The following is a 19,593-nucleotide window of genomic DNA, read 5'->3' as shown; positions in this document are numbered from 1 at the left end:
GGGCGGCGAAGGCGGTCGCACCCCAACGACCCGACCGTCCCGGAACCGTGTGCCACTTCCCCAGTAGGTCCACAGCGTGATCCACGTCGAATGTAGTCACTGAATGGCGGCTCTCGTCAATATCAGGGACCATGAGGGCCCCTCTACTACCCGTTCGACCACATATGGTCACGCGTTGGCCCACCAGGACTCCTTGCGGGCCAGGGGATTATCGGGCAACGTCTGAGGGCCGGGGGAACTGGGACGACCGGGTGAACTTGACGCCGGCCGCGATCCGGCGCAGACCCGGTGCGGCCAACCGGATCCGGAACGAGTCGCAGTCATGTTCGGCCGCCGGCGACCACCCGAGTTCGGCCACCGTGAGCAGTCACGGGAAGGCCAGCTCCTGGATGTCGGTAGGGCTGTGGACCAACTCGGTGAACAGCGGCGCGTCCACGCCGTGGACCGCGTCGGCCGGCACGCCGTCCTGGGCCGTCAGCGGATCCCAGTCGTGCATGTCCTTTACGTCAAGGTGGCCGGTCCAGTCGTTGCCCACGCCGGCCGAGGGGACGTTCTCGGCGTATTTCATGTCCAGATGGACAGTGAACGCCGGGGCCATCACCGTCTTCGCGCCGTGTGTGGTGGCGGCTTTGGTGTCGTCGACGTTCACACCCGGCGCCCACAGCTGGCCCAGCGGGTCGGCCATCATCTCCGGCCAACACATGAGTTTCTTGCCATATTTGGCAAACATCGCCCGAACCCGACGAATGCAGGTTGCGTGGTCGGCCGCCGGAATGCTTCCGGCCTCGTCGCCGCCACCTGGCGCACCACGTCGTCCATGTGCGCGGGACCCTCGATCTCCGGCACGATGGTCACGAAGTTCCTTGCCGCGTAACGGTCTATCTCCCTGTAGTCCGCATGGCTGCAATACCCGACCCGCACGCCGCCGATGTCGCCGCCGCTGCCACCGCCGAGCGGGAGATCGGGGTTCTGCCATCTCGGGATCTCCTTCGACGGGTGGCGACGCCCAGGTACCATGATGGTACATCCGTGTCCCATCGCAGAACACTGTGGCTTCTACTACAGTGATCGCATGTCCAGCAACGCGACGCACGAGTCGGCCAGCCGGGTGCGCACCCGCAAGGCGATCATGGACGCCGCGTTCACCGTGCTCGGACAGCGGCCCACCGCGTCGCTCGGCGACATAGCCGAGGCCGCGGGCATCGGCCGCAGCACCCTGCACCGCTACTTCCCGGAGCGCTCCGAGCTGATCGCGGCCCTGGCCGAGCAGGCGGTGGAGACGATGACCCGGGCCGTCGAGGAGGCCGCGCTCGACACCGGCACCCCGGACCAGGCCCTGCGCCGGGTGATCCGCGCCTACTTCGACTTCAGCCCGGTGCTGATGTTCCTGACCGGCGAGGCCCAGGTGCGCAACCAGGTCATCGCCGGGGTGGAGTCGGCCGACCGGCCGGTGCTGCGGCTGATCGAGCGCGGCCAGCGCGAGGGCTACTTCGCCACCGACGTCCCGGCGACCTGGATCAACCGGGTGCTCGGCTGGATCGTCTACGCCGGCATCGAGTCCGTGCGCGAGGACGAGGCCCACCGGTACACCGCGGTGGAGCTGGTGATCCGCACGTTCGAGCGCGGCGTGCTCGCCGGTCCGGCGTAGCGACCACCGGTCCGCGCCCGCGGGCCACTCATCGCCCGGCTCGGGAGCCACCGGCGGCCGCGGCCGACCGGATCCCGCGGCCCGCGAAAAACTGGTGATTCACCCCGTCAGCCGGACTCGACCCGGTAGCGGGCCGCACGGACGCGCTTACGCTCGGGCGGCCGACAGCCGCGACATCCCAGCCCGCTCAAGCGGGTGATCGACAGTCATGCGGCCGAGCCGGTGGTCTTCCCGCTCGACGAGATCGTCGAGGCCGGCCGACTCGTGCCGACGGTCACCTCGTCGCGCTGTCCACGGCGCCGCGGACCGAACCCGGCGTCACCGACCCCGAACCGCGGGCGCAGCTGGGGACCGAACAGCCCACTGAAGCTGATGAATCTCGCTGGAGGACAACACAATGAGCACGCGCGCCATCGGGCTGCTGGGCACCGGCTCGTACCTGCCGGAGCGGGTGGTGACCAATGACGACATCGCCGCCATGACGCCGGACGCCACCGTCGAGTGGATCCTGCGCAAGACCGCGATCAGGTCCCGCCGCTTCGTCGCCGAGCACGAGGCCACCTCCGATCTCGCGGCCGCCGCGGCTCGGGCGGCACTCGACCACGCCGGGCTGTCGGTCGACCGGGTGGACTACCTGATCGTGTCGACCTCCACCGGCGACTTCCCGCAGCCGCCCACCGCCAGCGTCGTCCAGCAGCTGATCGGCGCGCAGAACGCCGCCTGCCTGGACGTCAACGTCGTGTGCGCCGGCTTCGTCTACGGCCTGGAACTGGCCCGCGGCCTGGTGGCCACCCACCCCGGCACCCGGGCGCTGGTCGTGGCCGCGGACGTGTACTCGCGCATCCTGGACTTCACCGACCGGCGCACCTGCGCGCTGTTCGGTGACGGCGCCGGGGCGGCCGTGGTCGGCGAGGTGGCCGAGGGCTACGGCATCCTGAACATCGAACTGGGCACCAGCGGCGAGCACGAGGACCTGATCAAGGTGCACGCGGGCGGCAGCAGGATCCCGACCACGGCCAAGACCCTCGCCGAGGGCGGCCACTTCTTCACCATGCAGGGCCGCGGTGTCCGGGACTTCGTCTTCGACGGCGTGCCGCCGGCCATCGGCAAGCTGCTCGCCACCGTCGGGCTGGACACCGACCAGGTGGACTTCTTCGTGCCGCACCAGGCCAACAGCGTGCTGCTGGACGAACTGGTGGTCCGCTGCGGCCTGACCGGCGCTCACACCGCCAAGACCGTCGAGAAGTACGGCAACGTCGGCAGCGCCTCGGTCCCGGTGGCCCTCGACGACGTCGTCAAATCCGGCCACGTCGAGGACGGCGACATCGTCCTCCTGTCCGCCTTCGGCGGCGGCATGTCCGTGGGCAACGGCGTGATCAGGTGGTCCGCGGTGAACGGCTGACTCGCTGCGGCGCCGATCCGAAACCGGCGGCGCGTCCCTGTTCACGCAGGGACGCGCCGCCGGTTCTGTCGCACCGGATTACCGAGTCGGCCAGGGGATCTGCGGGGAGCGGTAGAAGTGCACGCCGGTCTGGTCCCAGTACGGGGCCTGGGCGGCCAAGCGGGTCCGGAACGAGTTCCAGTCGTGGGTCGACGGCGGGGACCAGCCGAGTTCGGCGATGGCGGGCAGGCGGGGGAAGACCAGGGAGTCGATCTCGGCGGGACTGTGGACGTATTCGGTGAACAGGGGGATGTTGACGCCGGCGACGCCGGAGCCGGAGACGCCGTCCTGGACGGTGTTGGGGTCCCAGTTGTAGGCGTCCTGCACCTCGATGTAGCCGGCCCAGTTGTTGCCGACGCCGGCGGCCGGCTTGTCCGCGGCGTACTGCATGTCCATGTACGCGGTGAAAGCCGGTGACATCACGAGTTTCCCGCCGGCGGCCGGGGCGGCCTTGAGACGGGTGTCGTCGGGGTCGGGGATCCACAGGCCGATGAGGGCGCCGGCCGGGTCGATGGCGGCGGCGCTCTCCTGCCAGCCCACGAGTTTCTTGCCGTACTTGGCGACGATCGCCTGGACCCGGTGGATGTAGGTGGCGTAGTCGGCGGCGGACACGCCGGCGGCCTCGTCACCGCCGATGCTCAGGTACGGCCCCGGGGTCAGCGCGGCCACCTGGCGGATGACGTCGTCGAGGAACGTGTAGGTGATGTCCTTGCCCAGGCAGAGATACTCGTGCGGGCTGGGACCGACGCCCTGGAAGAGCGGGGCGGCCACGCCGTCGCAGTTGAGTTCGGCGTAGGAAGCCAGCGCCGCGTTGGAGTGGGCCGGGCCCTCGATCTCCGGGATGACGGTGATGAAACGGGCGGCGGCGTAGCGGACGATCTGCTCGTAGTCGGCCTGCGTGTAGTAGCCGGCACGGACGCCGCCGGCCGAGACGCCGCTGCTGCCGCCGACCGAGGTGAGCCGGGGCCAGCCGTCGATCTGGATGCGCCATCCCTGGCTGTCGGTCAGGTGCAGCTGCAGATAGTTGATCTTGTAGCGGGAGACCTCGTCGAGGTAGCGTTCGACCTCGGCCACGGTGAAGAAGTGCCGTGCCACGTCGAGCACCGCGCCGCGGTAGGCGTAGCGCGGATAGTCGACGATCTCACCGCCGGCCACCGGCCACGGCCCGCGTTGCGCGGTCTTCGCGGCGAACTTGGCCGGCAGCAACTGGAGCAGGGTCTGCACACCGTCGTAGACACCGTTGGCGCTGTTGGCTTTGATGTGGACGCCGCCGTTGTCGACGGCGAGCCGGTAGCCCTCGCTCCCCCACGACGGGTCGGCGCCGCCGACCGCCAGGCTGATCCCGGGCAGCGACACGAACGGGACAGCCGGCACGACGGGCAGCGGGTAGCCGGTCGACGGCCGTAACTGGCCGGCCAGCCACTGCGCGACCTGCCGGGTCGCGGAATTGCCCAGGTCGTAGGAGATCACCGAGGTGGGCGAGAGGGTGTAGCCGACCGCCGTGTTCGCGTGCACGCTGACCGGCGCGGGAACCACCTGTCCCAGCGGGATCGGCGGGGCCGGCGGTGTCGGGGCGGCGGCGGCCGGCACTGCCAGGCCGGCCGCCAGCGTCACCGCCAGCACGACGGGTGCTGTTCTGCGCACGTTCCTACCTCGCAATCTCGGGCTGCTGCTCGTCGGCCAGGTCGACGGTGTCGTCGGTGACCGTAGACGGGGTGATGGTCTGGATGCGCAGCGCCAGCACCAGCTCGCGATAGAGCTCGTCGGCGTCGAACAACTCCGCGTGGGTGCCCCGCGCCCGGCACCTTCCCTTGTCCATCAACACGATCTGGTCCGCGTCGATGACGGTCGACAGCCGGTGCGCGATGGTGACCACGGCGCCCTTGGCCGCGATACGGGAGATGGCCTCCTGGACCGCCGACTCGGTCAGGCCGTCCAGCTGCGCGGTGGCCTCGTCCAGCAGCAGGATCTCCGGGTCGGTGACCAGAGCCCGGGCCAGCGCGATGCGCTGGCGCTCGCCGCCGGAGACGGCGGTGCCGGACACCTTGGAGTCCAGCCCGTCCGGCATGGCGCGGACCCGCTCGTCCATCCGCACCGTGCGCAGCGCCGCCCACAGCGCGTCCTCGTCGGCGTCGGGGTGGGTGTAGCGCAGGTTCTCCCGCATCGTGCCGGGCAGCAGCGGCGCGTCCTGTTCCACGTAGACGATCCGCTTGCGGACGTCCTCAATGGACAGTTGGCTGAACGGGACGCCGTCGAGCAGCAGGTCGCCGCCATCGGGGTGCAGGAACTTGAGCATCAACGAGAACATCGTGGTCTTGCCGGCGCCCGACGGTCCCACGATCGCGGTGTGTCCGGTCCGGGCGATGTCCAGGCTCACGTCGGTCAGCACCGGATCGGCGCCGGGCGCGTAGCGGGCGGTGACGTTCCGGAAGGCCAACACGTGGCCGCCCCCGACGCCGGTGGACACCGGGTCGGCGACGGTGGGGGCGTCGTCCGGCATCTCGGCCGGCAGCGAGGTCACCTGACGGATCCGGGCCGCGGCCGCGAACCCGGACTGGAGCTGGCTGACCGTGGTGGTCACCGCGGTGACCGGTTCGGAGATCTGGAAGGCGTAGAGCAGGAAGGCGACCAGGGCGCTCACCGTGAGCTCGCCCGAGCCGACCCGCAGCGCGCCGAGCGCGAGGACCACCATGATCGCGAACCGCATGCCGGCGTTGGCCACGGTGATCGTCGTGGCCTCGATCCGGACCGCGCGCACCGCCTCGTCCCGGGACTCGCCGGCTTCGGCCAGAATCCGCCCGCTCTCCCGGTTCTCGGCCCGGCTGGACTTGACGGTGCGGATCGCCCGCAACGCGCCGTCCAGCGAGCCGCCGAGCCGGCCGATGGCGTCCTGGGCCCGTTGCTGCGCGTGGGACATCCTCGGCGACAGCACCGCGATGGCGACCGCGACGACGGCGATCACGCCGGCCGTGATCAGCAGCAGCACCCAGTCCAGGGTGGCCATCAGCACCAGCCCGCCGATCAGGGCGATCACGCCGTTGATCAGGTCGACCACACTGGTCGAGGCGGCCTGCCGCAGCAGGGTGGTGTCCGAGGTGACGCTGGCCACCAGCTCACCGCTGGGCCGCCGGGTCAGCTCGCCCACCTTGGCCCGGAACAGCTGGCGGACCATCTTGGTCCGGGCCTCGTAGACGACCTGCTCGGCCATCGTGCCGAGCAGGATCCACTGGAACACCGCGAACACCGCGCCCAGCACCAGCAGCACCGCGAGCACGGCCACCGCCATGCCCAGCGCGCTGTTGTTGCCGAGCCCGTCGATCACCCACTTGGTGGCCATCGGGGTGACCAGCGAGGTGACCGTCGTGCCGAAGCCGAACAGGAAACCCAGCAGCAGCTTGCGACGGTGCGGACGGATGAACGCCAACAGGTCTCGCAGGTTCTGCCACCGCGGGGCGGGAGGGCTGGGTGGTGCCATCTCGGGGTTCTCCTTCAACGAGTGGCGAAGATGCCAGAATGATACATCACTGTCCCACTTTCGGAAGGATGTGTCCCCGTCACCGTGCTCAGCCAGCGCACACTCTGGCCGACGCGATCGCGCGGGCCGCGGTGGTGCAGGGCACCCCGGTCCAGGCCCTGCGTCGGGTGGGGCACGCCTACTTCGAGTTCAGTCCGATGCTGATGTTCCTGGTCGGCGAGGCGCAGGTGCGCCAGCAGGCAATCGCCGCGGTCGAGGCGGCCGACCGGCCCGTGCTGGAACTGATCGAGCGCGGCCAGCGGGCGGGCCGGTTCGCCGAGGACATCCCGCCGGCGTGGGTGAAACCGGGTGCTGGGCTGGATCGTCCACGCCGGCGCCGAGTCGGTGCGGGAAGGCGAGTTGACTCGGTTCAGCGCGGTGGAGACAGCGATCCGCACGCTGGAGAGCGGCGTGCTGGCCGGTCCGGTGCAGCACCGCCACCGGCCACGGCCGGCCCGCCGCCCTCATCACGACCGAGTCCGTGCGACCTCCGGGGTCGGGCCGTCAGTGCGCTTGTCCGCCGCCGACCCGACGTAGCGGTCGAGCAGCTCGTCGAGATAGCGCGGCCCGAAGCCGAAGTTGTTCGCCGCGGGCACCAGCTGCCGCATCTTCTCCGTGGAGACCACCGTGGTGTCCGACGGCCGGTCCACCACCTTCCAGGTCGTCTCCACGCCCAGCCGCGCCTCGATGCCGCGCACGATCCGCTCGATCGGCTCCGGGACGCCGGAGGCCATGTTGACGATCGTGCGGCGCACGTTGTTGGTCAGCAGCGTGTCGATCACCTCGACGGCGTGCCGGACGTCGACCAGGTCCCGGTGCGAGTTGCGGAACACCGTGACCTCACCCGACTTCACCATCGACACCAGGAACGGCAGCAGCTGGTGCGGCGGCTGCCAGTCCCCGACCAGGTGACTCAGCCGCAGCACCAGCCAGTCCACTCCGGACACCGCGATGGCCGCCTCGATGGCCAGCTTGTGCCGGCCGTAGATGGTCTGCGGGAAAACCGGGCCGTCCTCGGTGCCCGGGGAGTCCGGGGCACCGTACATGCCGGCCGACGCGGTGGAGAAGTACAGCGCGGTCCGACCGGTCTCCCGGCAGTCCCGCAGCACCTCGTACACCGCGGCGGCCTCGCGGTCGAACTCCTCGACCGTGCCGTTCACGGTGCTGGACACGCCGACCGCGATGGCGGTCACATCCGGGAACCTGTCGCCGAACGCCAACGAGAGATGGCGTGCAAGAAACCCGTTACCGACAATCTTCATGCGCGCTCCGCTCCATGGCATGTGGGTAAACGCGGACGACATGGTTGCCACGCGCGTTGCCGAACCCCACTGGGGTAACAGGACTGATGTAGGAACCTCCCTACAGTCACCGCCGTCCGCCGCCGACCCCCTCCAGGGGCACGTCTAGCGATTTCCTCAGTCACCGGCCGACGGATCTCGGCTCGCGGATCGCGCGCTGCCAGCATCGGGCCACCGAACGACGAGACCGCGACTCGCCAGTCCTGAGCTGGCAAGGATTGAAGCCCCGATGAACCGCAAACACCTGGCCCTGTTCGGGCTCACGCTGTACGGGCACGTCAAGCCCACGCTGGGGCTGGTCGCCGAACTCGTGCGGCGCGGTCACCGGGTCACCTACTTCGTCGGCGAGCAGTACGCCGACCTGGTGGCCGAGACGGGCGCCACGGTGGTGGCGCACAAGTCCGGCCTCGGCCAGTACCCGATGCCGTTGAGCGCACGCGACTCGGTGCTGGCCCTGACCGACGAGAGCTTCGCGCCGCTGCCGGACGCGCTGGCCCTGCTGGCCGACGATCCGCCGGACCTGATCGGCTACGACGTGCTGGTCTCCGACACCGCCCGGATCTGCGCCCGCCGGTTCGGCGTGCCGCTGGTGCGCCTCTACGCCGGTTTCGCCGGCAGCGCCACGGTTCCGATCGACCGGTTGACGGAATCCGCGCGGCCGGCCGAGCCGGCCGAGCCGGAAATGGCCGACTTCCTCTCGCTGGGCCGCCGGATCGACGAACTCATCGAGCGAGCCGGCGCCGCCGACCTGGTCGTCGAGCACGAGACGCCGGTGCCGGGCGACGGCGCGCTCAGCGTCGCCTTCGTGCCGCGGGCCTTCCAGATCCGGGCCGAGGAGTTCGACGACTCCGTCGTGTTCGCCGGCCCCTGCTTCAGGGCCGACGAGTTCACCGGGACCTGGACGCCGGCCGACGAGCGTCCGGTGGTGCTGATCTCGTTGGGCACCACGACGAACAAGCGGCCGGAGGTGTTGCGGCTGCTGATCCAGGCCGTGCGCGACCTGCCGTGGCGGGTGGTGATGACCATCGGCCGGGACGGTGACCCGACCGCGCTGGAACCCATTCCGTCCAATGTGGAGGTTCACCGTTGGCTCGACCAGCACGCGGTGCTGCGTCACGCCAGCCTGTTCATCAACCAGGGCGGTGTCGGCAGCGTGATGCAGAGTCTGCACTGGGGCGTGCCGCTGCTCGTGGTGACCGGAGAGGACGACACCGAGATCGCCGGCCACCAGGTCGTCGGACTCGGCGTGGGCCGTCAGATCCTGGACCGGGACCTGACGGCGGAAATGGTGCGGGACGAGGCACTTGCCGTGCTGGCGGACTCCTCGATCGCGGCGAACGCGCGTGCGATGAGCGAGCACGTGCGTCTGCCGGGAGCCGTCGAGGCCGCCGACCGCATGGAAGCACTGATCAACCAACAGGAGGTAGCACGGCGATGACCACCCTCGTCTGGGACTACAAGCAGGAGTACGAGAACGAGCGCGAGGACATCCTGGACGCGGTGGACACCGTCTTCCGGTCCGGCCAGCTCGTGTTCGGCCCCAGTGTGCAGGGCTTCGAGGAGGAGTACGCCGCCTACCACGGCATGCGGCACTGCGTCAGCAACGACAACGGCACCAACGCCATCGTGCTCGGCCTGCGGGCCATCGGCGTCAAGCCGGGCGACGAGGTGATCACGGTGTCCAACACCGCGGCCCCCACCGTCATCGCCATCGACCAGATCGGCGCGATCCCGGTGTTCGTCGACATCAACCCCGACGACTACCTGATGAACACCGACCTCGTCGAGGCGGCGATCACCGAGCGCACCACCTGCATCGTGCCGGTGCACCTGTACGGCCAGTGCGTCAACCTGGAGCCGCTGAAGGCGTTGGCGGCCAAGCACAACCTGACCATCTTCGAGGACTGCGCGCAGTCGCACGGCGCGAAGCAGAACGGCGTGCTGGCCGGCACCACCGGCAAGGCGGCGGCCTTCTCCTTCTACCCCACCAAGGTGCTGGGCGCCTACGGCGACGGCGGCGCGACCATCACCAACGACGACGAGGTCGCGGGCAACCTGCGCCGGCTGCGCTACTACGGCATGGAGAAGCAGTACTACGTCGTCGAGACCCCGGGCCACAACAGCCGCCTGGACGCGGTGCACGCGGAGATCCTGCGCCGCAAGCTGACCCGGTTCGACGGCTACCTGGCCGCCCGCCGCCAGGTCGCGGCCCGCTACTACGAGGCGCTGGCCGACACCGACCTGGTGCTGCCGAAGATCACCGAGGGCAACGACCACGTGTACTACCTCTACGTGGTCCGCCACCCCAAGCGGGAGCAGATCCTGGAGCGCCTGCTGGGCTACGACATCCAGCTCAACGTCAGCTACCGCTGGCCGTGCCACACCATGACCGGCTTCGCCAAGCTGGGCTACGAGAAGGGTTCGCTGCCGGTCACCGAGCAGCTGGCCGACGAGATCTTCTCGCTGCCGATGTACGCGTCGCTGGACGAGGGCACGCAGGACAAGGTCATCAGCGCGCTGCGCGAGGTCCTGCGCACCCTCTGACCGGTCGACCAGACGAGGTCGGCCCGACCGGTGTGTCGGGCCGACCTCTTTCGCGTAAGGAGGAACGGGCGTGCGGGTACTGTTCGTCGTCCTGTCGGAGAACTCCCACCTGTACGTGCAGGCGCCGCTGGCCTGGGCGATGACGACCGCGGGCCACGAGGTCCGGGTGGCCAGCAACCCCGGCATGGGGCAGGCGATCAGCCGGACCGGGTTGACCGCGGTCGGGGTCGGTGAGGACCACGATCTGCACGAGACCGTGCGCAGGCTCCAGAGCACGGGCGCGTTCGACACCGAGATGTCCAACTGGTCCAGGGCGCTGCCGCACCAGACCGACTGGGACGAGACACTGTCCAAATGGGACGCCATGCGGATGGCGCTGGAGATCTACTCCGGCGAGGGCTTCGTCGCCGACCTGATCGAGTTCTGCCGCGACTGGCGGCCGGACCTGATCGTCTGGGACCAGCTGACCCTCGGCGGCGCGATCGCCGGCCACGTGCTGGGCATCCCGCACACCCGGCTGGTGTGGGCGGTCGACGTCTACGACACGATGCGAACCACTTTCCTGACGCTGCAAGGGGAAAGCCCGGATCGGGCCGGCATCGACCCGCTGCGGGACTGGCTGGAGCGGGCCGTCGGCCGCTACGGGTGTGATTACCACGAGGACCTGGTCACCGGGCAGTGGAGCACCGACCTGGTGCCGGCCAGCCTGCAGCTGCCGCTGGCCTCGCACCGGGAACCGGTGCGGTTCACCCCCTTCCACGGCCCCTCGATCGTCCCGGCCTGGGCGGCGCGCCCGCCCGAGCGGCCCCGGGTGCTGCTCACGACCGGCCTGTCCTACCGGGGCGACTCGCTGTACCTGCCGGTCCAGGACATCATGGCCGCTCTCGGCGACCTCGACGCGGAGATCATCGCGACGCTGGACCCGAACGAGGTGGACGGGGCGACCGTGCCCCCGAACACGCGGCTGGTCGGCTTCGTGCCGCTCAACACCGTGCTGCCCGGCTGTTCGGCGGTGATCCACCACGTCGGCACCGGCAGCCGGATGACCGCGGCGCTGCATGGCGTGCCGCAGTACATGCTGCCCAACAAGGACAGCGACCTGTTCGCGTTCGCGGAGGCCGTGGAGAGCGTCAAGGCCGGGCTCTACACCCACTCCACCACCGCCACCGCCGAGCAGATCCGGGACGGCGTGCACCGGCTGCTCACCGAGCCGGTGTTCGCCGACGGCGCCTGCCGGCTCCGGCAGGAGATGCGGGAGACGCCCAGCCCCAACGACGCCGTGCCGACGCTGCTGCGGCTGGCCGAGCAGCACCGCTGAGGCAAGGCGTTGCCCCACAACGACAAAGGTGCCGTCCCATCATCGGGACGGCACCTTCTGTCGTGACGGGAGGTCAGGCGAAGGCTGCCTGCTTGCTCCACAGGCTGTGCAGGCAGGCGATCAGGCTGCGGGCCTGGATGTTGACGTAGTGGCTGTGCCGCAACAGCTCTCCCAGCTGCGACAGCGTCATCCACCGGTAGTCCGGGTACTGCTGGACCGGCACGTCCCGGTCGGTCTCGACGACCAGGTACCGGTTGCGGGCGTGGTAGAACCGGCCGCCCTCCTCCGACAGCACCGTGTCGTAGCGGAGCTGGTCCGGGCTCGCGGCCAGCACCTCGTCCAGGAACGGCGGCCGGGCGGCCGGCGTGAGGTGGTCGTAGTTCTCCGGGGTGCACTGCACCGTCGGACCCAGTTCGATCACGTCGAGGTAGCCGGCCTCGACCCGGGCGTGCATGAGCACGTGCAGCACGCCGTCGATCCGCTTGACCAGCACGGCCACCAGCCCGACGCCCAGCGGCTCGATCATCGGCTGCATCCACTGCCCGACCTCGCGGCCGCCGGCCCGCACGTTCACCCCGACGACCCGGAAGAACGCGCCGGTCTCGTGCCAGATGGCCTCCTGGTTGCGCCGCCAGCCCCGGACCTGGTCCAGCGGGATCATGGTCGCGTGCACGTCGTCGTACTGGGTGCGCGCGTCGGTGATCCAGGCCAGGATGTCGCCCATGCTGTGCCGGCTGCCCGGGCCGCCCTCGCAGGACCGCATCAGGGCGGTCCGGAACTCGTCGGCGCCCGAGGTGGCGTCGGTCGGCTGCGCGCCGGCGAAGGGCAGGCAGGCCAACACGGTCCGCGCGTCCATGTTGATCAGGTCCTCGACCTGGAGCAGCTCGTGCACCTGGCCGACGGTCAGCCAGCAGAACCCGTCGAGCACCTCGACCGGCTCGAACACCTCGATGATCATGTTGCGGTTGCGCTTGCGGTGGAACCACGCGCCCTGCTCGGACTGCCGCACGTCGGCGATCATCCGGTGCGGGCGGTCGCGGTCGCGGAAGTACTCCAGGTACGGCACGGCCTTGCCCTTGTGCACACCGGTGTAGTTGCTCCTGGTGGCCTGCACCGTCGGGGACAGCTGCACGCCGTTGGCGTTGCCGGGCTCGACCTTGGCCTGCATCAGGCAGTGCAGCACCCCGTCGAACTCCTTGACCAGGATGCCCAGGATGCCGACCTCGGGCTGGTTGATGATCGGCTGGGTCCAGGCCGACACGGGCGCGCCGGGCAGCCGCACGTCCAGGCCCTGCACGGTGAAGAACTTGCCGCTGTGGTGGCCGATGTTGCCGGTGGCCGGATCGGTCCGCCAGCCGGCCAGGTCCTCCAGCGGCACCCGTTCCACATCGGTGTAGTTCTGCTTGCCGCACTCGTCGTACCACTGGTCGAACTCGGCCAGTCCCCCGACGAGCTGCGCCGACTCGACCGTGCGGACGTGCATCTCGGGATCGCTCGCCGATCCGCTCAACCCTGGAGCCATGGCGCCATCCGTCATGGGAGACTCCTCTTGCGGTGGGATCTGATCGCGGCCACGGTAGGGCCACATCGGGGTGTCCACAGCGGATCGACGTGCTGGTTCTGGTGGTACCACTAGGACATCGGTCAGGGCATCGGGAAATTCCGTTGGCAGAACTCGTAATCCGGGAGCAGGCGCTGGGCGAGCGCCTCGGCCAGCGTCGGCGCCACGGTGTCCCGCTCGGAGCGGATCGGCTCGATGCCGTCGGGCACCGGCAGCCCGACCTCCGGGTCCAGCGGGTTGACCGACAGCTCCTCGCTGGGCACGTACACCGCCGAGCACAGGTAGGACATGATGGTGTCGTCGGCCATCGCGATGAACGCGTGGCCGAGACCCGGCGCCAGGTACACCGCCCGGACCGACACCTCGTCCAGCTCGACGACGTCCCACTGCCCGAAGGTCGGCGAGCCGACCCTGGTGTCCACCACGAAGTCCAGCGCCTTGCCGCGCGCGCAGTGGATGTACTTGGCGCACCCGGGCGGGGTCGTGGTGAAGTGGATGCCCCGCATGACACCGCGGTGCGAGGTGCTGTGGATCGTCCGGGCCAGCTGGAAGGGCGCCCCCACGGCCTCGGAGAAGGCCGGCTCCTGCAACGGCGAGGCGAACAGACCCCGTTTGTCGGGAAAGACCGTCGGCGTGAACTCGATGGCGCCGTCGATCGCGAGTTTGCGTGCCTTCATGGCGCGGACGGTAGCCAGGCGAGCGACCACGTCCCCGCGAGCACAACCGAGTGTGAGGGTTTTGCTAGGTCGGCCCTGGTAGCCGGCGTCGCCGGAACGAACGCCTCACCCACCATCGCGGGCGAGGCCACCGCACTGACCAACCGCACCCACCGCACCCGACGAGGACGACGCTACGGATGACTGGACACATCGCGTTCTTCAGCTTCCCGGCATACGCGCATCTCGCGCCGACCCTGCCCGTCGTCGAGGAGTTGGTGCGGCGGGGTCACCGCGTGACCTACGCGGCCGCCGACCGGTTCGCCGACCAGGTCGAGGCGGTCGGGGCCGAGCTGCTGCGCTACGACTCGACCTTCCCCTGGCAGGAGGGGATTCCCGAGAACGTCGCCGGACAGGCCATCGCCTTCATCGACGAGGCGCTCTCCCCGCTGCCGGCCGCGCTCGAGCGGTTCACCGGCGACGTGCCCGACCTGTTCGTGCACGACTCGGCCGCCACCGAGGCCGCCCGGCTCCTGGCCCGCCACTGGGGGCGCACCAGCGTGCAGAGCAGCGCGGTGTTCGTGTCCAACTCGGCGTTCTCGCTCAACCAGGCGCAGGACGCGGGGCGGGGCGACAACCAGCTCCCGATGGGCGACATGGCGGCGCTGGAGAAGTTCGCCCAGCGACAGGACGAGATCCTCGACGGTCTCGGACTGTCCCATGTGGACATCGAGGGCTTCGGCGGCGACAACGGGCCGAACGTGGTCTACCTGCCCCGCGAGTTCCAGGTGAAGGGCGAGACCTTCGGGCCCGAGTTCTGCTTCGTCGGACCGATGCTGGCCGACCAGGGCGAGGACGACGACTGGCGGCCGCCGGCCGCGGGCGTCCCGGTCGTGCTGATCTCGCTGGGCACCTCCCCCAGCCCCGGCCGGGCCGAGTTCTTCACCAACTGCGCCAAGGCTTTCGCCGACACACCGTGGCACGTGGTGATGACGCTGGGCAGCTCCCCGCACCCCGACGAGCTCGGCCCGCTGCCGGCCAATGTCGAGGCGCGGCAATGGGTCAAGCACCCGGCGGTGCTGCGGCACGCCGACGTCTTCGTCACGCACTCGGGCATGGGCAGCGTCATGGAGGCACTGAGCATCGGGGTGCCGCTGGTCTGCGTGCCGCACCACGCCGAACAGAACGTGAACGCGGCCCGAGCGGCCGAACTCGGGTTGGGCGTGGTGGTGGATCGCGAGACCGCCGCCGCCGACGAACTGGTCGATCAGGTCAACCGGGTCGCCGGGGACGCCGGATTCCGGCGAGCCGCGGAGGCGATGCGGGACAGCATCGCATCGGCCGGCGGCGTGACGCGGGCCACCGATTTCGTGGAGTCACTGATGGGCAATTCTGGGAACTGATCCCGACCACATCCGCATCAGCGTGGCCACAGGAGGCCAGAACATGACGTCAGAACGGCCGTTTCGATTCGGGGTAGTGCTGATCTCGGAGGGATGTTCACGGTCGGAATGGGTGGGCAAGTGCCGCCGGGCCGAGGACCTGGGCTACGACGTGATCCTGGCCCCTGACCACCTCAACCTGACCTCGCCGTTCCCCTCCGTGGTGCTGGCCGCCGAGGCCACCCAGCGGCCCCGGGTGGGCACCTACGTGCTCAACACCGCCTTCCACAACAGCACCCTGCTGGCCCGGGACATCGCCACCCTGGACCAGTTCGTGGACGGCCGGCTGGAGGTGGGCCTGGGCACGGGGTACGTGGAGTGGGAGCACACCCGCGCCGGCGTGCCGTTCGGCACCCCGGGCGACCGGGTGGACCGGCTGGCCGAGACCGTCACCCGGCTGGACCAGCTGCTCACCGACCCCGACCACGCCAAGCCGGCGCAGTCGCCGCGGCCGCCGCTGCTGGTGGGCGGGCACGGCGACCGGGTGCTGCGGCTGGCCGCCCGTCAGGCGGAGATCGTCAGCTTCGTCGGCGCCCAGTTCCAGGCCAGGCACGGGCGGATGGTGGTGGCCACCGCCGAGCAGATGGCCGAGCGGGTCGAGTTCGTCCGCCGGGCCGCCGGCCCGCGCGCGGACCAGCTGGAGTTCAACCTGCTGTCCAAGGCCACCATCATCACCGACCATCCGGCCTCGGCCGTGGACCAGCTGCGCCGCTTCGGCCCCGACCTCGACGACCAGCAGCTGCTGGACATCCCCGTGGTCGGCGTGGGCACCCCGCGCCAGATCGCCGAGAAGTTGCACCGCACCCGCGAGGTGTACGGCATCAGCTACACCACGGTGAACGAGTCGTGGATGGACGCGTTCGGGCAGGTCATCAACGTGCTGTGAGGGCCATGGGCGGCACGGGGAAACACCGTGCCGCCCTCTTCTCTCACCTGGCGCAAAGAAATAGCGTCACGCCTCTTCCGGCGTGACGCTATTTCGCGTGCGGGTTGTCGGTCAGACCACGTGCACCTCGGGGACATACAGGATCCACTTGCCACCGCCGTCGCGGAACTGCTTCTCCTTCGCCATGATCTCTTCGGCGTGGTTCCACGCGAACAGCAGGGCGTAGTCCGGCGTGTCCTCGTGGAACGCCTCGGCCGGGCGGACCGGGATGTGGGTGCCCGGGGAGACCCGGTTCTGCTTCTGCGGGGTGGTGTCGCACACGTAGGACACCAGGTCGGCGCTCAGCCCGCACAGGTTGGCCACGGTCGCGCTCTTGGCGGTCGCGCCGTAGGCGGCCACCGTCTTGCCCTCGGCCTTCAGCTTGGTCAGCAGCGCCACCAGGTCGTCCTTGATCTTGGTGACGTTCTCGCCGAAGCCCTCCAGCGTGGGCAGCGTGGCCAGGCCGCGCGCGTTCTCCTCGGCGATCATCTCGGCCACCGCGGGAGACGGCTGGCGCGCGCCCTGGCGGGCGATGGTGTAGCGGGTCTCGCCGCCGTGCACCGGCAGGCGCTCGACGTCGACCAGCTCGAAGCCGTAGCGGCGGGCCATGGACTGCACCGAGCGGGCGGTGAAGAAGTAGTAGTGCTCGTCGTAGATCTGGTCGAAGGAGGTGCGGCGGACGATCTCGCCCAGGTAGGGGTCCTCGAACACGAACACGCCGTTCGGCTTGAGCAGCGCGTCCACACCCTTGAAGATCGAGTCCAGGTAGGGGATGTGGCAGATCGTGTTGGCCGAGAAGATCACGTCGGCCTGGCCGTCGGTCGCGGCGATCTCGACCGCGGTGGACTCCTGGAAGAACTCGTTGAGCACCCGGACGCCCTTGCTCCGGGAGAGCTCGGCGACCCCGCCCGACGGCTCGACGCCCAGGTGCTTGATGCCGGCGTCGGCGATGGTCTTGAGCATGATGCCGTCGTTGCTGCCGATCTCCACCGCGAAGGGCGCGGGGCCGGTCAGCTCGGTCTCGATGAAACGGCGAGCGGTCAGCTCGAAGTGCTTGCGCATGACCGCGGAGCCCGAGGAGTAGTACGGGTAGTCCTCGTGGAACATCTTGTCCCGAGGCACTTCCTCCATGAGCTGCACCATCGTGCAGTCGGTGCACAAACCGACCGCGAGGCGGAAGAAGAACTCGTCCTGGAATTGGCCCGGCTTGTGGAATGCGTCAGAAAGCGGCTGGCGCCCGAAATCGTAGAACTCCACGAGGTCACCGCCGCAGATACGGCAAGCTGTCATAGTTGCGAGTCTATGCACGCCTTCCGCCATAACCAACCCCTATTGCCGGACCTCCAACGGTTTATTCGCGTCCGCAAATGCGAGAAAAAGGTCCACCGCCGATTTTCTATAAATCTCCCTAAAGTGTTTTCCGCCGCCGGTCGCGGCACCCGATTTCGGCCGCGATTTCAGGCGGCCCTGCGCGCCAGCCGCCGGGCCTTACGCTCCAGGATGCTGGACCACGTCAGGCCGACCACCAGGCACCCGACGCCGGCGATGTCCAGCGGGATCTGCGGCGGCTCCCCGTTGAACAGCAGCTGGGCGTAGACGACCGCGGCCAGTCCGACCAGGTTGAACACGTGCACGAAGCCCAGCAGCCGGTTGTACGGGCCGCCCTTGGTCGTCTTGGCCGTCGAGGAGACCACGTTGAGCATGGCCAGCAGCAGGCGCACCAGCACCAGCGCGAACCCGACAGCGAGAACGAGAGCGACAACCGAACGCCAGTCTTCCACGGTAGTACCCCTAGTCAGTGAGCGAAGGCCGGAACGAGAGCGACCTGGTGACAAGTCTGCGGACCCGGCCGGGAACGTCACAGCGGGCAATAGCACAGCGCTGCGCGCCGTTGGTAGCCCACAATCACCGACTTTGGTCGTAATCCCAGAACGTCACTCGGAGGGCCACGGGAGCCAGACCCGGACCCGGAACTCGTCGCTGACGGTTCGGCCGTGCTCAAGCCGCCCGCCGGCCAGCGCGACGCGCTCGGCCAGCCCGGCCAGCCCGTAGCCGGCGCCGGGCACCCCGGCCGCCGGCCGGCCCGGCGGCGGTCCGGCCAGCAGCGGATTGCGCAGCTCCAGGGTGAGACCGGCCTCGGGACCGCCCCACAGCTCGACGTGCACGGTCGCGGCCGGCGCGTGCTTGCGAGCGTTGGTCAGCCCCTCCTGCATGACGCGGTAGACGTTGCGGCACAACGGCGCCGACGCCTCCTCGGCCGCCTCGACCCGCTCCTGGAAGACGACCGTGGTGCCGGTCTGCCTGGTCTCCTCGACCAGGGTCGCCAGGTCGTCCAGCGTGACCTTCGGCAGCTGGAGGTCCCCGCCGCCGTCGGGCTCGCGCAGGACGTAGATCACCTCGCGCAGGTCGAGCAGCGACTGGTGGGCGGTGGCCCGGATGACGCCGGCCGCCTTGCTGAGCTGGTCCTCCGGCATGTCGGGCCGGAACTCCAGCGCGCCCGCGTGCATGCTCAGCAGCGACAGCCGGTGCGCGAGCGCGTCGTGCATCTCGCGGGCGATGCGCTCACGTTCCCGCAGGCGAGCCTGACCAACCCTCAGTTCCTGCTCGGTCTCGGCCCGGCGAGCCCGTTCGGCCAGCGACACGACCAGCTGCCGGCGGGCGCGCACGGCCATCCCCCACCCGACGGCCAGCACCAGCAACAGCGAGTCGATGACGACCGCGATCCAGTAGGACTGCGGCGTGTCCGGATCCACCGGCTGCGCCTGGTACTGGACGAGGGTGGACACGAGCGCCAGCAGCGTCAGCAGGACGACCGGCCTGGTCCTGCGGTGCACGGCGGTGGTGAACAGCGCGATCACGGTGCCCCCGCCCGCGGTCATGAACACCGTCGACAGCACCATCAGGATCAGGGTCAGGGTGACCGCGAACTCACGGCGCACCATCAGCGACAGCGACGCGAGGACACCGATCACGACGCTGATCCACCAGATGGGGGTGAACGGGTCGTCGATCGGGGAGATCAGCAGCGTGAGGGCGCCGATGGCCAGGGACACCAGCACGCAGAGCAGGTCGACGGCCCAGTCCCTGGCCGACCGCCGGCCGGGGTCGTCATCGGTCCAGTCGCCGCTCAGCCTGGCCGGCAGCATGCTCGGGTTGTCCGGACCCGGTCTGGGGCTGGGTGCAGCTGCCTTCACACGGGTCACGGTGAGTCATGCTAGTGGTCGACCGGACCCGGCAGGGGGC

18 protein-coding genes are annotated in these 19,593 nt (G+C 69.6%); 7 read left to right on the top strand and 11 right to left on the bottom strand.

Annotated elements, in window-relative coordinates:
* Positions 1 to 367: 367 nt before the first annotated feature.
* Both JJ691_RS53540 and JJ691_RS53535 read right to left on the bottom strand, forming a co-directional pair.
* Positions 368 to 748 carry a family 20 glycosylhydrolase gene (locus JJ691_RS53540; protein WP_442912815.1) on the bottom strand — a complete coding sequence of 127 codons (381 nt, stop codon included), beginning with the start codon at positions 746 to 748 and terminating at the stop codon, positions 368 to 370.
* A complete protein-coding gene (locus JJ691_RS53535; RefSeq protein ID WP_211766506.1) occupies positions 685 to 1,017 on the bottom strand; it encodes a family 20 glycosylhydrolase in 333 nt (110 codons plus the stop codon). The genes JJ691_RS53540 and JJ691_RS53535 overlap by 64 nt, the downstream gene beginning before the upstream one ends.
* A 55-nt stretch (positions 1,018 to 1,072) precedes the next feature.
* Here JJ691_RS53535 and JJ691_RS50840 point away from each other — a divergent pair, with 55 nt between their 5' ends.
* Both JJ691_RS50840 and JJ691_RS50835 read left to right on the top strand, forming a co-directional pair.
* Positions 1,073 to 1,648 carry a TetR/AcrR family transcriptional regulator gene (locus JJ691_RS50840; protein ID WP_211766505.1) on the top strand — a complete coding sequence of 192 codons (576 nt, stop codon included), beginning with the start codon at positions 1,073 to 1,075 and terminating at the stop codon, positions 1,646 to 1,648.
* A 397-nt stretch (positions 1,649 to 2,045) separates the two neighbouring features.
* Positions 2,046 to 3,050 carry a 3-oxoacyl-ACP synthase III family protein gene (locus tag JJ691_RS50835; protein WP_211766504.1) on the top strand — a complete coding sequence of 335 codons (1,005 nt, stop codon included), beginning with the start codon at positions 2,046 to 2,048 and terminating at the stop codon, positions 3,048 to 3,050.
* Between the two features lie 78 nt (positions 3,051 to 3,128).
* Here the strand turns inward: JJ691_RS50835 and JJ691_RS50830 are convergent, their stop codons facing one another.
* From JJ691_RS50830 to JJ691_RS50815, 4 genes are all read right to left on the bottom strand, one after another.
* On the bottom strand, positions 3,129 to 4,733 hold the full coding sequence (locus tag JJ691_RS50830; RefSeq protein ID WP_211766503.1) for a beta-N-acetylhexosaminidase: 1,605 nt from the start codon (positions 4,731 to 4,733) through the stop codon (positions 3,129 to 3,131).
* Positions 4,734 to 4,737: 4 nt separating this feature from the next.
* Complete coding sequence (locus tag JJ691_RS50825; RefSeq protein WP_249227568.1) at positions 4,738 to 6,564, bottom strand: ABC transporter ATP-binding protein; 1,827 nt, start codon at positions 6,562 to 6,564, stop codon at positions 4,738 to 4,740.
* Positions 6,565 to 6,578: 14 nt separating this feature from the next.
* Entirely contained in the window at positions 6,579 to 7,001 is a 423-nt protein-coding gene (locus JJ691_RS50820) for a hypothetical protein (RefSeq protein WP_211766502.1), read from the bottom strand.
* 69 nt (positions 7,002 to 7,070) lie between these two features.
* Positions 7,071 to 7,796, bottom strand: a complete 726-nt coding sequence (locus tag JJ691_RS50815; protein WP_211766501.1) for an NAD-dependent epimerase/dehydratase family protein — start codon at positions 7,794 to 7,796, stop codon at positions 7,071 to 7,073.
* A 337-nt stretch (positions 7,797 to 8,133) separates the two neighbouring features.
* Between JJ691_RS50815 and JJ691_RS50810 the strand changes: the two genes are divergently transcribed.
* The 3 genes from JJ691_RS50810 (at position 8,134) to JJ691_RS50800 (ending at position 11,766) form a co-directional block, all read left to right on the top strand.
* Positions 8,134 to 9,342, top strand: a complete 1,209-nt coding sequence (locus JJ691_RS50810; RefSeq protein ID WP_211766500.1) for a macrolide family glycosyltransferase — start codon at positions 8,134 to 8,136, stop codon at positions 9,340 to 9,342.
* Complete coding sequence (locus JJ691_RS50805) at positions 9,339 to 10,448, top strand: DegT/DnrJ/EryC1/StrS family aminotransferase (protein ID WP_211766499.1); 1,110 nt, start codon at positions 9,339 to 9,341, stop codon at positions 10,446 to 10,448. The genes JJ691_RS50810 and JJ691_RS50805 overlap by 4 nt, the downstream gene beginning before the upstream one ends.
* A 70-nt stretch (positions 10,449 to 10,518) precedes the next feature.
* Positions 10,519 to 11,766, top strand: a complete 1,248-nt coding sequence (locus JJ691_RS50800; RefSeq protein WP_211766498.1) for an activator-dependent family glycosyltransferase — start codon at positions 10,519 to 10,521, stop codon at positions 11,764 to 11,766.
* Between the two features lie 73 nt (positions 11,767 to 11,839).
* Here JJ691_RS50800 and JJ691_RS50795 read toward each other — a convergent pair whose 3' ends face one another.
* Both JJ691_RS50795 and JJ691_RS50790 read right to left on the bottom strand, forming a co-directional pair.
* The gene (locus JJ691_RS50795) at positions 11,840 to 13,303 is read right to left on the bottom strand and encodes an NDP-hexose 2,3-dehydratase family protein (protein WP_249227567.1); all 1,464 of its coding nucleotides are present in this window, start codon (positions 13,301 to 13,303) and stop codon (positions 11,840 to 11,842) included.
* A 107-nt stretch (positions 13,304 to 13,410) separates the two neighbouring features.
* Positions 13,411 to 14,004 (bottom strand): dTDP-4-dehydrorhamnose 3,5-epimerase family protein, encoded by a 594-nt coding sequence (locus tag JJ691_RS50790; protein WP_211766497.1) that lies wholly within the window; start codon positions 14,002 to 14,004, stop codon positions 13,411 to 13,413.
* A 179-nt stretch (positions 14,005 to 14,183) separates the two neighbouring features.
* Between JJ691_RS50790 and JJ691_RS50785 the strand changes: the two genes are divergently transcribed.
* Positions 14,184 to 15,386 carry a macrolide family glycosyltransferase gene (locus JJ691_RS50785; protein ID WP_211766496.1) on the top strand — a complete coding sequence of 401 codons (1,203 nt, stop codon included), beginning with the start codon at positions 14,184 to 14,186 and terminating at the stop codon, positions 15,384 to 15,386.
* 43 nt (positions 15,387 to 15,429) lie between these two features.
* Positions 15,430 to 16,311, top strand: a complete 882-nt coding sequence (locus JJ691_RS50780) for a TIGR03621 family F420-dependent LLM class oxidoreductase (RefSeq protein WP_211766495.1) — start codon at positions 15,430 to 15,432, stop codon at positions 16,309 to 16,311.
* A 111-nt stretch (positions 16,312 to 16,422) separates the two neighbouring features.
* On the opposite strand, the gene JJ691_RS50775 is transcribed toward JJ691_RS50780, so the two are convergent.
* From JJ691_RS50775 to JJ691_RS50765, 3 genes are all read right to left on the bottom strand, one after another.
* Positions 16,423 to 17,640 (bottom strand): class I SAM-dependent methyltransferase, encoded by a 1,218-nt coding sequence (locus JJ691_RS50775; protein WP_211766494.1) that lies wholly within the window; start codon positions 17,638 to 17,640, stop codon positions 16,423 to 16,425.
* A 167-nt stretch (positions 17,641 to 17,807) separates the two neighbouring features.
* A complete protein-coding gene (locus JJ691_RS50770) occupies positions 17,808 to 18,131 on the bottom strand; it encodes a hypothetical protein (RefSeq protein ID WP_211766493.1) in 324 nt (107 codons plus the stop codon).
* A 153-nt stretch (positions 18,132 to 18,284) separates the two neighbouring features.
* Entirely contained in the window at positions 18,285 to 19,553 is a 1,269-nt protein-coding gene (locus JJ691_RS50765) for a sensor histidine kinase (protein ID WP_211766492.1), read from the bottom strand.
* Positions 19,554 to 19,593: the final 40 nt, after the last annotated feature.

Origin of the sequence: Kutzneria sp. CA-103260 (assembly GCF_018263855.1) — a bacterium.
Lineage (GTDB): Bacteria > Actinomycetota > Actinomycetes > Mycobacteriales > Pseudonocardiaceae > Kutzneria.
The sequence above is the reverse complement of the archived record's forward strand: the minus strand, read 5'-3'. Positions and strand labels throughout refer to the sequence as shown.